The sequence below is a fragment of the Clavibacter sp. VKM Ac-2873 genome (assembly GCF_015351075.1).
Taxonomy (GTDB): domain Bacteria; phylum Actinomycetota; class Actinomycetes; order Actinomycetales; family Microbacteriaceae; genus Clavibacter.
Window position 1 is genome coordinate 55,843 of the sequence record NZ_JADKRS010000002.1, and the last position, 14,881, is coordinate 70,723.

The 14,881-nt window shown below is 75.2% G+C and carries 14 protein-coding genes; 9 read left to right on the top strand and 5 right to left on the bottom strand.

Annotated features, from left to right (window positions below; genetic code table 11):
• The first annotated feature begins 39 nt into the window (after positions 1–39).
• On the top strand, positions 40–393 hold the full coding sequence (locus tag ITJ44_RS07400) for a hypothetical protein (RefSeq protein ID WP_194634206.1): 354 nt from the start codon (positions 40–42) through the stop codon (positions 391–393).
• A gap of 10 nt (positions 394–403) precedes the next feature.
• On the opposite strand, the gene ITJ44_RS07405 is transcribed toward ITJ44_RS07400, so the two are convergent.
• Positions 404–1,153, bottom strand: coding sequence for a copper homeostasis protein CutC (locus ITJ44_RS07405; RefSeq protein WP_194634207.1), 750 nt, complete (start codon positions 1,151–1,153; stop codon positions 404–406).
• Between the two features lie 158 nt (positions 1,154–1,311).
• On the opposite strand from ITJ44_RS07405, the gene ITJ44_RS07410 reads away from it, so the two are divergent.
• The 5 genes from ITJ44_RS07410 to ITJ44_RS07430 are packed head-to-tail and all read left to right on the top strand — an operon-like array spanning position 1,312 to position 6,781.
• Entirely contained in the window at positions 1,312–2,598 is a 1,287-nt protein-coding gene (locus tag ITJ44_RS07410) for an extracellular solute-binding protein (protein WP_194634208.1), read from the top strand.
• Positions 2,599–2,605: 7 nt separating this feature from the next.
• Complete coding sequence (locus ITJ44_RS16145; protein ID WP_194634210.1) at positions 2,606–3,568, top strand: carbohydrate ABC transporter permease; 963 nt, start codon at positions 2,606–2,608, stop codon at positions 3,566–3,568.
• On the top strand, positions 3,565–4,503 hold the full coding sequence (locus ITJ44_RS07420) for a carbohydrate ABC transporter permease (RefSeq protein ID WP_194634212.1): 939 nt from the start codon (positions 3,565–3,567) through the stop codon (positions 4,501–4,503). The genes ITJ44_RS16145 and ITJ44_RS07420 overlap by 4 nt, the downstream gene beginning before the upstream one ends.
• The gene (locus ITJ44_RS07425; protein WP_370551649.1) at positions 4,500–5,510 is read left to right on the top strand and encodes an ROK family protein; all 1,011 of its coding nucleotides are present in this window, start codon (positions 4,500–4,502) and stop codon (positions 5,508–5,510) included. Before ITJ44_RS07420 ends, ITJ44_RS07425 begins: the two co-directional genes overlap by 4 nt.
• Entirely contained in the window at positions 5,507–6,781 is a 1,275-nt protein-coding gene (locus ITJ44_RS07430) for an ROK family transcriptional regulator (protein WP_194634214.1), read from the top strand. Before ITJ44_RS07425 ends, ITJ44_RS07430 begins: the two co-directional genes overlap by 4 nt.
• Before the next feature lie 31 nt (positions 6,782–6,812).
• Here the strand turns inward: ITJ44_RS07430 and ITJ44_RS07435 are convergent, their stop codons facing one another.
• Positions 6,813–8,309, bottom strand: coding sequence for a M81 family metallopeptidase (locus tag ITJ44_RS07435; protein WP_194634216.1), 1,497 nt, complete (start codon positions 8,307–8,309; stop codon positions 6,813–6,815).
• 212 nt (positions 8,310–8,521) lie between these two features.
• On the opposite strand from ITJ44_RS07435, the gene ITJ44_RS07440 reads away from it, so the two are divergent.
• Together ITJ44_RS07440 and ITJ44_RS07445 are read left to right on the top strand one after the other, a co-directional pair.
• Positions 8,522–9,382 (top strand): sugar phosphate isomerase/epimerase, encoded by an 861-nt coding sequence (locus tag ITJ44_RS07440; RefSeq protein WP_194634218.1) that lies wholly within the window; start codon positions 8,522–8,524, stop codon positions 9,380–9,382.
• Positions 9,379–10,455 (top strand): Gfo/Idh/MocA family protein, encoded by a 1,077-nt coding sequence (locus ITJ44_RS07445; RefSeq protein ID WP_194634220.1) that lies wholly within the window; start codon positions 9,379–9,381, stop codon positions 10,453–10,455. The genes ITJ44_RS07440 and ITJ44_RS07445 overlap by 4 nt, the downstream gene beginning before the upstream one ends.
• A gap of 18 nt (positions 10,456–10,473) precedes the next feature.
• Here ITJ44_RS07445 and ITJ44_RS07450 read toward each other — a convergent pair whose 3' ends face one another.
• Positions 10,474–12,318 (bottom strand): RecQ family ATP-dependent DNA helicase, encoded by a 1,845-nt coding sequence (locus ITJ44_RS07450; protein ID WP_194634222.1) that lies wholly within the window; start codon positions 12,316–12,318, stop codon positions 10,474–10,476.
• A gap of 127 nt (positions 12,319–12,445) precedes the next feature.
• Positions 12,446–13,516, bottom strand: a complete 1,071-nt coding sequence (locus ITJ44_RS07455) for a GTP-binding protein (RefSeq protein WP_194634224.1) — start codon at positions 13,514–13,516, stop codon at positions 12,446–12,448.
• A 44-nt stretch (positions 13,517–13,560) separates the two neighbouring features.
• Between ITJ44_RS07455 and ykgO the strand changes: the two genes are divergently transcribed.
• Positions 13,561–13,683 carry a type B 50S ribosomal protein L36 gene (ykgO, locus tag ITJ44_RS07460; protein WP_011931244.1) on the top strand — a complete coding sequence of 41 codons (123 nt, stop codon included), beginning with the start codon at positions 13,561–13,563 and terminating at the stop codon, positions 13,681–13,683.
• A gap of 25 nt (positions 13,684–13,708) precedes the next feature.
• Here the strand turns inward: ykgO and ITJ44_RS07465 are convergent, their stop codons facing one another.
• On the bottom strand, positions 13,709–14,875 hold the full coding sequence (locus tag ITJ44_RS07465; protein ID WP_194634226.1) for a sensor histidine kinase: 1,167 nt from the start codon (positions 14,873–14,875) through the stop codon (positions 13,709–13,711).
• Positions 14,876–14,881: the final 6 nt, after the last annotated feature.

A 14,881-nucleotide genomic window follows, 5' to 3' on the forward strand; every position in this document is an offset into this window, starting at 1 on the left:
GGCCTACCCTGGAGCGACCTCCGGAGGGGACGGGACGGCATGGTGGATCGAGCGGCGCCGCGGGACGACAGGTGGGCCAAGGTCGCGATCGTCACGGGAGCCGTGGCGCTCGGGGCGTACGCCGTGCTCTGGTCGCTCATGTGGATCCCGGCGTGGATCGACGGCACCGGGCTGCTGCTCCTCTACCCGCTGTTCCTCGTCGCGTGGGTGCCCATCGAGCTGCTGTCGCTGGTGAGCGCCGCGTTCGCGATCGTCGCCCTCGCGCTGCGGCAGGGCAGGACGGCCGGAACCGTCGCGATCCTGGTCGCCGACGTCATGTTCGTCGTGATCTCGCTCCCGACTCTCTGGTACGGCGAGGTCCCGCTCTACCTCCTCGCGCCGGGCTCCGCCTGACGGGACGGCGTCACCGCGTGGACGCGCGCACCGCGGCGACCGCCGCCGCGACGAGCGCTCCGTCGGCCACGTCGTGCGCGGCCTCGCCGCCGCCCGGGCCCACGCGCGACGCGGCCACGCGCCGCCGGGCCGAGAGGTGGATCGCGTCGACGCCCGCGCGCACGAGCCCCGGGATCGCGTCGACCGTCACTCCCCCGCCGGCCTGGATCTCGAGCCGCGCCTCCGCGCGCGCCACCAGCTCGGCGAGCGCCGAGACCCCGTCACCGGCCCGCGCGGCGCCGCCGGACGTGAGCACGCGGCCGACCCCCGCGTCGAGCAGCGCGTCGAGCGCCGCGAGCCGGTCGTCGACGGCGTCGATCGCGCGGTGGAACGTGAGGACGGCGTCGCCGGTCGCGTCGACGAGCCGCGCGAGGAGGTCCTGATCCACCCGCCCGTCCTCCGTGAGTCCGCCGGAGACGACGCCCGCGGCCCCCGCGGCGAGCGCCGCCCGCACGTCGCGCAGCATGACGGCGCGCTCGTCCGCGTCGTGCACGAACCCGCCGGGACGCGGCCGGATCAGCACGTGCACGGGCAGTCCGACGGCGACCACGGCCTCCACCAGCCCGATGCTCGGGGTCACCCCGCCCGTCGCGGCGAGCGCGGAGCACAGCTCGACGCGGTCGGCGCCGGCATCCCGGGCGGTGCGCGCGGAGGCTGCGTCCTGCACGGCGATCTCCACCGCCACGCGTCGATCGCGGGACGGGTCGGCGGGGCGCGGCATGGGCCCATGGAAGCACGGGCGCGCGGATCCGCCGGCCCCGCAGATGAAGAACATGTTTATGCAGGCGCGATTTAACACACCGCGTGCCTGCGCGGCCTCTCGCGCTCGCACGATGGGGTCCACCCGACCCCGCACCGCGACCCCCAGGAGACACCGTCATGGCCGACATCACCCGCCGCACCGCCATCGGCCTCGGAGGGGCCTTCGGCCTCACCGCGCTCCTCGCCGCCTGCGCCTCCGGATCCAGCGGCGGCGGCGGCCCCGCCACCGCCGACCTCCGCGTCTGGATGATGACCGACTCGGTCTCCCAGGAGGCGCGCGACTGGCTGAAGAAGACGTTCGAGGAGCAGCACCCCGGATCCACGCTCACCATCGAGCTGCAGGTGTGGGACGGCATCGTCTCGAAGCTGCAGACCTCGCTCGCGAGCGCCGACTCCACCCCCGACATCATCGAGCTCGGCAACACCCAGGCGCCCACCTTCTGCGCGGTCGGGGCGCTCACCAGCCTCGAGGACATGAAGGAGGAGCTGGGCGGATCCAGCCTCACGCAGTCGCTCGTGGAGCTCGGCTCCCACGACGGGCAGATGTACGCGGCGCCGTTCTACGCGGGCAGCCGCCTGTTCTTCTACCGGAAGGACATGTTCGCCCAGGCCGGCGTCGCGATCCCCACGACCGTCGACGAGCTCACCGCGGCCGCCGCGAAGCTGCAGGCCGCGCACGCGAGCGACGCGGCGTTCTCGGGCCTGTACCTCCCCGGCATCTCGTGGCAGTCGGCGCTCGCGTGGCAGTTCACCGAGGGCGGCCGGCTCGCCGAGCAGGACGGCGACACCTGGAAGGGCTCGCTCTCGAGCCCCGAGAGCCAGAAGGCGTTCCAGACCCTGCAGGAGCTCTGGAAGACGGGATCCACCTCGGGCACCGTGACCGACAGCGAGGTCTCCGAGAAGCCGTGGGTGCCGTTCAACGCGGGCGAGACGGCGATGTTCTTCGGCTTCAACTGGCAGCTGGCCAACATCGACACGGCCCTCGTGGATGCGGGGAACGTGGGCTACTTCGGCTTCCCGGCCGCCGCGGGCGGCGACGCCGGGCACCCGTTCGCCGGCGGGTCCAACGTCGCCATCTCGGGCCGCTCGAAGAACCAGGACCTCGCCAAGGAGGCCATGCGGCTGATCTTCTCGCAGCCCTTCCAGGAGTACTTCGCCACCCAGGGCGGCTGGGTCCCCGGCAACCTCGACTACGCCCCCGCGCTCGGCAGCGACGAGCTCGCGACCCTCACCACGGAGGCCGTGCGGAACTCGGTCGGCACGCCCGCCGCCCAGAACTGGGCGCTCGTGGAGGGCGCGCGCGTGATCGACGACTTCTACGTCGCGGTCGCGGCCGGCGGCGACACCGTGGCGCTGGCCTCCGCCGCCGACGCCAAGCTCACCAGCCTCCTCGGCCAGGCGTGATCCGCCCGTGAGCGCCGTCCTCAGCACGTCCACCTCGACGCCGTCGCCCGCGCCGGCCCTCGAGGCGCCGCGGAGCCCGCGTGCCGAGCGCCGGCTCGCGTGGGCGCTCGTCCTTCCCGCGGTCGCGATCGTCGCGGTCGGCCTCGCCTACCCGCTGGCACGGCAGATCGTCATGTCGTTCCAGCGCTTCGGCCTCGCGCAGCAGTTCGGGCAGGCGCCGGACCTGGTGTGGTTCGACAACTACGCGCAGGTGCTCGGCGACCCGGCGTTCTGGGCGTCGCTCGGCCGGTCGGTGGGCTTCTGCCTGGCGTGCGCGGCGGCGACCGTGGTGGTCGGCACGGCGGGCGCGATGCTGCTGACGCAGGTGCGGCGGTCGATCGCCGTGGGCGTGCAGATCGTGATGCTCGTGGCATGGGCGATGCCCGTGCTCAGCTCGCTGCAGGTGTTCCAGCTGCTGTTCGACCCGCGCAGCGGCGTGGTCGGCTGGACGCTCGGCCAGCTCGGCGCCGAGGGGATGGTCGGCTACAACTGGCTGTCGGATCCGCTGACGTTCTTCGCGGTGGCCGGCCTCCTCATCACGTGGATGAGCGTGCCGCTCGTGGTCTTCATGGTCTACGCCTCGGTGACGCAGCTCGACGAGTCGATGATGGAGGCCGCCCAGCTCGACGGGGCCGACGCCCGGCAGCGCTTCGTGCACATCGTGGCACCCTCGGTCGCCCCGGTGCTCCTGCTCGTGAGCCTGCTGCAGGTGATCTGGGACCTGCGGGTGTTCACGCAGATCCACATCCTGCAGCAGAGCAGCGGCATCACCGACCAGACCAACGTGCTCGGCACGTTCGTCTACCAGATCGGGCTCTCCGGCGGGAACTACGGCGTCGCCTCGGCGGCCGCCATGGTGATGCTCGCGGTCAGCCTGCTGCTCACCTGGCGCTACATCCGGGCGCTCCTGACCGAGGGGGACGGCCGATGACCGCGACCATCGCACGCTCCGCGACGACGCCCACGACCGCGGCGTCCACCCCCTCCGCCTCCGCCTCCGCCGGGGCCCCTCCCGCCGCCCGCGCGCCCCGCGCCCGCCGCCGCCGCTCGCCCGGCCGCGTCGCGCTCGACCTGGTGGCGATCGCGTTCGGCCTCGTCTGGCTCTTCCCCGTCTACTGGATGGTCGACGCGGCGTTCCTCACGCCCGAGCAGCTGTCGTCGCGCACGCCCACCTGGCTGCCGATCGGCGGCACCGTCGAGCACTTCGCGCGCGTGCTGGGCGACGGCCGGTTCTGGTCGGCGCTGCGCATGAGCACGCTCATCGCGCTCGTCGTGGTGGCCGGGTCGCTCGCGTTCGGCGTGGTGGCGGCGTTCGCGCTCAGCCGGTTCCGCTTCCGCGGGCGCACCTCGATGATCGTCGCCGTGCTCGTGATCCAGATGATCCCCGCGGAGGCGCTCTTCATCTCGCAGTACCGGATGCTCGACGGCTGGGGGCTGCTCAACTCCGTGCTCGGCCTCAGCGTGCTGTACCTCGCCGCCAACGTGCCGTTCACGATCTGGGTGCTGAAGGGCTTCGTCGACGGGATCCCCGTGGAGCTCGAGGAGGCCGCCATGCTCGACGGCTGCAGCCGCGTCGGCGCGTTCCGCCGGGTGACCCTGCCGCTGCTCGGATCCGGCCTCGTCGCGTCCAGCATCTTCAGCTTCCTGGCCGCGTGGAACGAGTACACGCTCGCGCTCGTGACCCTCTCCGCGGACGACAGCCGCACGCTCCCGCTGTGGCTGGAGGGCTTCCGCGGCCAGATGCAGGAGACCGACTGGGGCGGCATCATGGCAGGATCGACGCTCATGGCGCTCCCCGTGGTGATCCTCTTCCTCATCGTGCAGAAGCGCATGGCGACGGGCCTCACCGCGGGCGCGGTCAAGTGACGGACCTCCCGCGGCTCGAGCTGCGGGTCCCCCGGCCGGTCATCGCGTTCGACATCGGCGGCACGGACGTCAAGATCGCGGTCGTGGACGCGCGCGGCGAGGTCGTCGAGGCCCGCTCGATGCCGACGCCCACGCACGACGCCGCCGCGCTGGTCGCCGCGCTCGCCTCCGCCGTCGCGGACGCCGCGCGCGACCACCCGCACGCCGCGCCCGAGGCCGTCGGCGTGCACGTGGCCGGCGTCGTCGACGACGAGCGCGGCGTGGTCGTGCTCGCCGAGCACGTGGGCCTCCGCGACGTGCCCATGCGCGACCTGCTGGCCGACGCCACCGGGCTGCCCGTCGCGTTCGGCAACGACGCGCGCGGCGCGGGCGTCGCCGAGTTCGAGATGGGCGCCGCGCGCGGGTGCCGGGACGCCGTCGTCGTCACCATCGGCACCGGGATCGGCGCGGCCGTCTTCGTGGACGGGCGGCTGTACACGGCGGGCGGGCGCGGCGCCGAGCTCGGGCACCTCCGCACGACGCCCGTGGGATCCGACGCCGGCGTGCGCTGCGCGTGCGGCGGATCCGGCTGCCTCGAGACCGTCGCGTCGGCCCAGGGCGTGGCGGACGCCTACGCCCGGGCGACCGGGAGCGCGACGACCGAGGGCGGGTCCGCGCGCGTGTTCCGGGCCGCGGCCGACGGGGATCCCGTGGCGCAGCGGGTCGTCGACGCGTGCATCGACGCGCTGGCGCTCGCCTTCGCGCAGCTGACGGCGATCCTCTCCCCCGAGGTCGTGGTCGTGGCCGGCGGCCTGTCGCGCGCCGGCGAGCAGCTGCTCGGGCCGCTGCGCGAGCGGCTCGACTCGCTGCTCACCTTCCAGCGCCGCCCGGTCGTGGTGGCGGCGCGCTTCGGCGGGCAGGCCGGGGTCATCGCGTCGGCGCTCATCGCCGGGCGCCTGCCGGAGGCGGGCGGCGGCGCGGGTGCCGTGGGTCCCGCCCGCGCGACCGCCGGGGTCGTGGGCGCGTGATCGTCCCGGCGCCGGCGGGTCCCTCGGGCCCGCCCGCCGCGCGCCCGCCGGAGCGCCTGCTCGGCGGAGGCCGCCTGCCCCCGCCGCCGCGGATCCGTCGCCAGGTCCCCGACAGCGAGATCGCCGGGGAGACCGCGTCGGCGCTGCTCTACATGATCGCGACGGGCTCGGCCACGAACCGCGCGGACCTCGCCCGCACGCTCGGCCTGCCGCCGTCGACGATCACCGGCAAGATCACGCAGCTGCTGCGCGCCGGCCTCGTCGAGGAGCGCGGATCCGGCGACCCGACGGGCGGCCGCCGCCCGCGCGTGCTGCACCTGCGCGACGACGCGGGCGTCATGCTCGCGGCCGACCTCGGGCGCAGCCACGCGCGGCTCGCGCTGCTCAGCATGTCGGGCACCATCGTCGACGCGCGCACCATCCCCATCGACATCGGCGCCGGACCGCTCGGCGTGCTCGCGCTGGTCGCCACGGCGCTGCGCGCGCTCGTCGCGGAGAGCGGTGATCCCGTCGTCCGCGGCGTGGGCATGTGCCTGCCCGGCCCCGTCGACACCGCGCGCGGCATGGTCGAGTCGCCCGCGTCGATGCCCGGCTGGCACCGCTTCGACGTCGTCGGCTGGCTCGCCGACGAGTTCGACGCCGTCGCCGTGGTCGACAACGACGCCAACATGATGGGCCTCGGCGAGCACGCGACCCTCGACCGTCGGGCCGCCGGATCCCGCGTGCGGGTGGGCAGCATGCTCTTCCTCAAGGCGGGCGCGTCCGTCGGCTGCGGCATCGTGATCAACGGGCACGTGTACCGCGGCGCCACCGCGCTGGCGGGCGACATCGCGCACGTGCGGGTCGCGGCGGCCGCGGGGATCCCGTGCAACTGCGGCAACAGCGGGTGCCTGGAGACGGTCATCGGCGCGAGCGGGATCGTCGCGGGCCTGCGCGCCGCGGGCGCCCCCGTGCGCGACCTGCCGGACGCCGTGCGGCTCGCGCACGACGGCGACGCGCGCGCCACCACGCAGCTGCGCCAGGCGGGGCGCACGGTCGGCGACACCCTCGCGGCCGTCGTCAACTTCTTCAACCCCGAGGTGGTGGTCATCGGCGGGATGCTGTCGACGGTCGAGCCGTTCGTCGCCGCCATCCGCTCGCAGCTCTACGAGAGCTGCCACCCGCTCGCGACGACGACCCTCCGGATCCAGCAGAGCGAGGCGGGCGTGGACGCGGGCGTGCTCGGCATCGGGCAGCTGTGCCTGCGGCGGGCGCTGGCGCGGCTGTACTGAGCGCCGCCGGCGCCGGCGACGGGCGCCGCCCTCAGATCGCGCGCGTCATCATCCGGGCCGAGAGGTCCGGCGTCTCCGTCACCTCGTCGAAGGGCACCATGGGCCGGACGATCCGGTGGTGCGGCAGCCGCGCGAGGTCCTGGTCGACGCCGCCCGGCGTGAGCGCCATCATCCAGTCGGCCGCCATCGCGTGCAGCTCGGGCTCGAGGTAGCCGATCTTCACCACCACGAGGTCGGCCGCGCGCGCGTCGATGCCGTTCCGCTGGAAGTCCCGCTCCAGGTGGTACGGCTTCCGGCGGCCCGTGAGGATCACGCGGAGCCCGCCCACGCGCACGACGACCTCGACGTCGGCGGCCGGATCCCCGTGCGCGATGTGCTCGACCGTGCCGCGGATCTCCGCGGGCGGCGCCACCGTGTCGTCCACGAGCGCGCCGGCCCGCAGGTCGACCCGGCCGCCGACGCCGGCCTGGACGCACGCGGCGACGGCGCCCGGATCCGGGATGGACGCGTACACGGCCTCGACGGCGCCCGACGCGATCTCGGGCCGCGCGAGCAGGGCACGCAGGGTCCCCGTCGCGTCGCCCGCGCCGCCGGCCGTCGGGTTGTCGCCCGAGTCGCTGAGGAAGAAGGGGCGGGCGTCGCTCGCGACCGCGCGGTCGAGGCACGCGTCGAGCGTCCCGACGGGCGCCACGAAGGCGAAGTCGTCGCGCACGCGCCAGAGCTCGGCGGCCAGCTCCTCGGCCGACGCCGCGACGACCTCCGCGTCGTCGCCCGTGACCACGACGGCCGCGTGGTTCCGCGGCTCGTCGGCCCACGCGTAGCCGATCCAGATCCCGGCGTCGATCACGCCGTCGCGCGCCGTGATCCCCGGGATGCGCCCGTACAGGCCCTTCGCCGGCTCGTCGCGCGTGCTCGTCTTCTCGCCCGGCAGCAGGATCGGCACGGGCACCCACGCGGTCGCCACCGGATCCCGACGCCTCGGCCCCGTGAGCCGGTCGACGAGGTTCCGCACCGCGCGCTCCACGGTCTCGAGCGCGTCCTCGTGCGGGGCGAGGCGGTAGCAGGTGATGAGGTCCACCGACGTCGCGAGCAGCGGCGTCACGTTGCCGTGCAGGTCCATGGTCGCGGAGACGATCGCGTCGGGGCCGACGAGCGCGCGGATGCGGGCGGCGAGCACGCCCTCGGGGTCGTCCGTGCCGATCACGCTCATGGCGCCGTGGACGTCGTAGAGCACGCCGTCGACCGGGCCGTCCTCCCGGAGCGTGCGCTCGAGCGCGCCCAGCATGTCGTCGACGATCGCGCGGTGGTCCTCGGCCGGGACGGGGCCGCCGGGGATCGCGCGGAAGTGCGGCAGCGCCGTCCACGCCGTGCGCTCCCGGAGCGGGGTGCCGGGCGCGAGGAACGGGCGGCCGGCGAGGTACGCGTCGCCCTCGGTGCGGACGAACTGGTCGATGCGCGTCACGGCGGGCGAGTACACGCTCGCCTCGAGCGACATGCCGAGCGAGACGATCCGGGGGCGGTGCGGCATGGGATCCCTTCCGTGCGGCGCGGGCCGGCGAGCGCCGCCCTCCTGCCGGGTGCTCCCACCATATGGACGCCGCTCCCGCGTCCCGTCGGCGGGCGGTTACGTCTCCGTTAAACCGGTCGCGTCCGAACCGCGGCCTTGGGACGCCGCCGCGCCCCACGCCTACCGTGGGAGCACGGCCGACCCGCGGCCGCCGGATGACGGAAAGGCCGCCCATGCGCTTAGGCGTCAGCTCCTACACGTTCGCCCCGGCCCTGGAGGCCGGCACCATGACCGTCCCCGACGTGGTCGACCTCGTCGCCGACTCCGACGCCAGCCACCTGGAGATCTCGATCGCCGGCCTCGGCAGCGAGCTCGTCGACGACCCCGCGCTGGTCGCGGCCATCCGCGCCCGCGCCGACGCGCGCGGCGTCGAGCTCGCCAACTACGCGGTCGGCGCCGACCTCCTCGACCCCGATCTCGACGGCCAGGTCGCCCGGCTGCACGAGCACCTCCGGGTCGCGCACGAGCTCGGGATCCCGCTGCTGCGCCACGACGTCTTCGCGTGGCCCTGGCGCGAGGCCGACGACGCCGAGTTCGAGCGCGCCTTCGCGACGATCGTCCCCGTCTGCCGCGCCCTCGCCGACCACGCCGCGACGCTCGGCATCGCCACCACGGTGGAGAACCACGGCATGAGCATGAACGCGAGCGACCGGATCCTGCGCCTCGTCGAGGCCGTCGAACGGCCCGCCTTCCGGGTCACGCTCGACGTGGGCAACTCCCTGTGCGTCGACGAGGATCCGCTCGCCGCCGTGCCCCGCCTCCTCCCCCACGCCGCGGTCGTGCACCTCAAGGACTTCGACGTGGGCGAGGTGCCGCCGGACGACACGTGGATGACGACGCTCGGCGGCCGGGGCATCCGCGGCTCGGTCGTCGGCGCGGGTGACCTGCCCATCGGCCGCCTGCTCGCGCTCGTGGCGGAGTCGGGCTTCGACGGCCCGGTGTCCCTCGAGTTCGAGGGGCTCGAGGATCCGATCACGGGCTTCACGCAGGGCCTCGCCGCCGCCCGGCGCCTCGCCGCGGAGGTCGCGCGATGAGCGGGCCCGCCGCCGCCGCGCCCGTCCGCATCGGGGTCGTCGGCGCCGGCACCATCGCGGGCCTCCACCTCGCCGCGTATGCCCGGAACCCCGACGTGGTCGTCGCCGGCATCTGCGACATCGACGGCGACCGGGCCGCGGCCCGCGCCGCCGAGCACGGCGCGACCCTCGTGTCCACCGACTTCCGGGCGTTCGTCGCGGACCCCGGCATCGACGCCGTGAGCGTCTGCACCCGCAACGACACGCACGCCGAGGTGGCGATCGCCGCGCTCGAGGCCGGGAAGAGCGTCCTGCTGGAGAAGCCCATGGCCGTGACGGTCGCGCAGGCCGGGGCCATCGTCGCGGCCGAGGCGGCGAGCGCCGGATCCGTGCAGGTCGGCTACGTGCGCCGCCACTCCTCGAACGCCGTCACCCTCAAGCGCTTCGTGGACGCGGGCGACCTCGGCCCCCTGTACTACGCGAAGGCCGTGTTCCTCCGCCAGGCGGGGGATCCGGGCGGCTGGTTCTCGAACCGCTCCGTCTCCGGCGGCGGCCCGCTCATCGACCTCGGCGTGCACTTCCTCGACATGGCGCTGTGGCTCATGGACTTCCCCGAGCCCGTCGCGGTGACGGGCTACACGTTCTCCCGCCTCGGCAGCCGCACGAACCTCCGCGGCCTCACGCGCTACCTCAGCGCCGACCAGACGCCGTCGGACGACCCGGTCGAGGACCTCGCGGGCGCGGTCGTGCGCCTCGCGTCCGGCGCCGTGCTCGCGATCGAGACCTCGTACTCGCTGCACGGCCGCGACAGCCAGTCGTTCGAGGTGTTCGGCGAGAAGGGCGGCGCGACGCTGGAGCCCGAGCTGCGGATCACGACGGAGCTGCACGACACGGCGGTGGAGATCACACCGAACATCGACGCGCTCTCCTTCGACCTCGACGAGGCCTTCCAGGTCGAGATCGACACGTTCGTGCGCACGGTGCGGGGGGACATCGCGCCCGTCGCGCCCGCGGCGCACGGCCTGCACCTCGCGCGGATCCTCGAGGCCGTCTACGCGTCGGCCGCGAGCGGGCGCGAGGTGCGGCTGGACTGAGGCGCGCGGCGGCGGGCGTCATCCCGCCTGCAGCAGCCGCCCCTCCTCCACCAGCTTCCGGGACAGCACGCGGTAGCCCTCCCTCTCGAAGAAGACCGTGATCCGGTCGTCCTCCGCGCTCATGACGGTGCCGGGGCCCCACTCGACGTGGGTGACCTGGGACTGCACGGCGAACGGCTCGTCGGGCGAGACGGCGGCACCGGCGGCGACGACGACGTCGCCGGCGTCCGCCGCGCCCATCGCCTCCTCGTGCGCGTCCTCCGCCTCGAGCCGGTCGCACGCGTCGCAGTTGCCGCATCTCTCCGGCGACTCCTCGCCGAAGTAGCCCAGCAGGAACTGGCGGCGGCACTGCGGCGCCTCCGCGTAGCCGCGCATCATCTCCAGCCGCGACACCTCGATGCGCTCGCGCTCCTGCGCGACGTGCTTCGCGCGGGCGGCGGCCTCGCGCGGATCCAGCTCCTCGCGCACGAAGGCGCCGTCCCGGTCGGATCCGAGCACGCCCGCGTCCACGAGCAGGTTGAGCACGCCGCCGACCGTGCGCGCCGACATCCCCGCCCGCTCGGCGACCGCCGCAGGCGGCACCGGGCCGTCGACGCCCGCCACCGCGACCGCCGCGTACACGTCGCGGAGGCTCGCCGGCCGGGGCGTGCGCGCCGCGAAGAAGCGGCGGAGGCCGAGGTCCTCGGATCGGTAGTGCAGGATCCCGACGGCCGGCTCCCCGTCCCGGCCCGCCCGTCCGACCTCCTGGTAGTACGCGTCCACCGACTCGGGCGGCGCCGCGTGGATCACGTAGCGCACGGTCGGCTTGTCGATCCCCATGCCGAACGCGCTGGTCGCGACCACCACGTCCACATCGTCCTCGTGGAACGCGGTCTGCACGCGTTCGCGCTCGGCCGCCGGGAGGCCCGCGTGGTACGCGTCGACGCGGAGGCCGGCCGCGCGGATCTCGTCGGCGTAGTCCTCGGCGTCCTGGCGCGTCGCGACGTAGACGAGGCCCGGCTGCGTCTGCTCCACGACGTGCGCGACGATCGCGCGCCGCTTCTCCGCCTCCTCGGTGTGCCGCCGCACCTCGAGCCGGATGTTCGGCCGGTCGAAGCCGCTGGAGAGCACGAACGGGTCGCGCAGCCCCAGCCGCTCCTCGATCTCGGTCCGGATGGGCGTGGACCCGGTCGCCGTCATCGCGACGGTCGGCGGGTGCCCGAGCGCGTCGATCACGCCGCCGAGCCCCAGGTAGTCGGGCCGGAAGTCGTGGCCCCACGACGCGACGCAGTGCGCCTCGTCGATCACCACGAGCGACACCCCGCGTGCCACGAGCCGTTCGACGACCGCGTCGCGCGCCAGCTGCTCGGGCGTGAGGAACACGATCCGGGCGCCCGGCTCCTCCACGGTCGCCCACGCCTCCTCGAGCGCCTTCCCGCGGATCGTGCTGTTGATCACGCGCGCGGGCGGGGCGGCCGGCGCGTCCTCGAGGTTCTGCACCTGGTCGGCCTGCAGCGCGATGAGCGGCGAGACGACGACGGTCAGGCCGTCCATCAGCACGGTGGCGACCTGGTAGATCGCCGACTTGCCGTAGCCCGTGGGCATCACGACGAGGGCGTCCCGGCCCCGCACGAGCGGGCCGATCGTGCGCACCTGGCCGTCGTGCAGCGCGTCCCAGCCGAAGGACTCGCGGGCGACGCGCAGGGCGTCCTCCGGCTCGGGGCCGGGCGCGGGCTCCGGGACGATGGCCGGATCCTCGGCGACGGGCCCGACGTCCGCGGGCCGGTCGGCGGCGGTGCGGTCGTCCGACGGACGGTCATGCGCGGTGCGGGTGGTCGTGCGGGGGGTGCGGGTCGTGCCCGCCGCGGTGCGGTTCTGCTTCACCTCCCCACTGAACGCCGGGCGTCGAGCAGTGACCAGGCGCGCGGATCCGCTCTCGGCGGGCCGTCACGCTCGCCGGCCGCCGGGCGCGCCGCGCACGGGACGTCCGCGCCGGGAGCCCGCGCCGGCCTCAGCCCGCGTCCACCCGGGGGAACGGATCCGCGTACCCGGCCCACGCCGCCGGCCCCGCCGCGAGCTCCTCCCCCGTGAGCACGGCCCGCCCGATCGCCCGCCGCAGCACGGCCGGCCGCAGCCCCACGCCGAAGAACGCGATCTCCGTTCCGTGCGGCGCGCCCTCCTGCCACGGGTCGATCCCGGTCGGCTGCAGCGTCAGCATGGATCCCACGCTCGACCACCCGCCCAGCTCCCCCGGCCGCGACGCGAGCGACACGAAGCCCTTCGAGCGCAGCACGAGGCCCGCGCGGTCGGGCCGCAGCTCCTCCTCCACGGCCCGCGCGAGCCGCTCGGGATGCAGCGGCCGCGGGTCGCCCACGACGACGGATCCCACGGGCCCGTCTCGCCGATCGGCCTCCCCCGGCCGCGTCGCGGCGCCCGCCGCGGTGAGCTCGCGCATCCACCCGGCCGACGCCGTGAGCCCGGACACGTCGCCCCAGCGCGGCAGCCGGTCGAGCGCGAGCGGCCGGCGGGCGTCGAGCACGGCGGCGCGCGGCGCGAGCCGGCGCACGAGCGCGAGCAGCGTGCTGCGCGACTCCGGCGGCACGCGCGCCATGCCCGTCAGCACCACGACGGTGGCGTACTCGACGAGGTCGGCGAGCGTCTCGGCCTCGTCGAACGCGTCCTCGATCCGGCCGAAGGCGATCGCCTGCAGCCGGTCGGCGGGCACGACCGACACGACGTGGCGCAGCCCGAACCCGGATCCCGTCCCGCCGACCGAGCGCTGCAGCTCGTGCTCGCGGCGCAGCAGCAGGTCGAGCTGCATGCCGGTCGTGCGCGCGTCGGCCGTCGCGGGGATCCCGACCACGGCCTCCGTGCCCGGCCCGTGCGCGGCGAGGTCGTCGAGGAACCGCGCGATGGGCTCGACCGGATCCGCCTCCTCGGGCGGCAGCACGAGCACGGTCGCCGCGACGTCGTCGACCGCGTCGCGCAGGACCGCGCGGAGCCCCGGCCCCTCGCCCACCACGAGGACGACGCCCGACGGGGGCTGCGGATACACGGGGAGAGGGAGGTCGCGAGCGGGCATGGCGCTAGTCTATTGAGAACCGTTCTCGTGAAAGGACCATCCCCATGAAGGTGCGCAACTCGATCAAGGCCCTGAAGAAGCTCCCCGGCGCGCAGGTCGTGCGCCGCCGCGGCCGCGTCTTCGTCATCAACAAGCAGAACCCGCGGAACAAGGCGCGGCAGGGCTGACGCGCCGTCCGGCCGGCGCCCCGCCTCAGAGCGGGAACCGCAGCCGCAGCAGGTGGGATCCGTCGGGCCGCGTCTCGGCCGTGAGGCTCCCGCCGAGCAGCTGCGCGCGCTCGCGCAGCCCGGTGAGCCCGTGGCGCCCGCTCGGCAGGTCGAGGAGCGGGAGCGTCGCCCGGCCCGCCTCGACCTCGAGCAGCACCTGGCCCGCGTCGAGCCGCCCGGTGATCCGCACGGCCGCGCCCGTCGCGTGCTTCCGCGCGTTCGTCAGCCCCTCCTGCACCGTGCGGTAGACGGCGCGCTGGGCGGCCGCGGGCAGGTCGGCGGGGAGGTCGACGTAGGTCGTCGCGCGGATCCCGCTGGCCGCCACGAGCGCCGGCACGTCCGCCAGCGTCGGCTGCGGCGCGAGCTCCCGCCGCTCGCCGCCCGCCGCGCGGAGCACCTCCACCATGCCGCGCAGCTCCTCGAGCGTCACCGTGCTGAGCCCGCGGATCGTGCGCGCGGCCTCCCGCGACCTCTCGTCGGTCGCGCCGACCTGCATCGCCCCGGCCTGCACGGCTATGAGGCTGACCTGGTGCGAGACCACGTCGTGCATCTCGCGCGCCAGCACCGCGCGCTCACGGGCGAGCGCGACCTCCGCGGCCTGCCGCTGCCCGAGCGTCTGCGCCTCCCGCAGCTCGCGCAGCTGCGCCGCCGCCGTCCTCCGCTCGCGGAGGAACGCGCCGAGGAGCGCCGGTCCGACGGTGTAGATGGTCGCGTCCACGATCGGCCCGACGAGCGACTGCAGGTCGTCGGGCGGCGTGATGGGCAGCAGGTACGCGAGGACGGACACGCCGCTCGCGACGCCCACCCGCCAGCGCGCGGCGCGCGAGAGGCCGAGGTCGAAGAGGGCGACCACCAGCGGCACGTACGCGATGCCGATGTAGAAGGCCGGCATCGCCGCCAGGAAGGCGAGCCACGGCCAGCGCCGCCGCAGCAGCAGGCCGAGGCAGGCGACGACGCCGGCGACCGCGTCCCACGGCGACTCCGCGTTCGCGAGGAACGTGTAGGAGGCCGCCGCCGCGACACCGGCCACGAGCAGGTCGACGAGCGCCGCCCGGGCCCGGTCGCCGCGGGTCGCGTCGCCGGTCGCGCCGCCGGTCGCACCGCGGGCCACCCCGCCGCTCGCGGTCACCGCGTCGTCCGCCTCCACGCGCATCGCCCG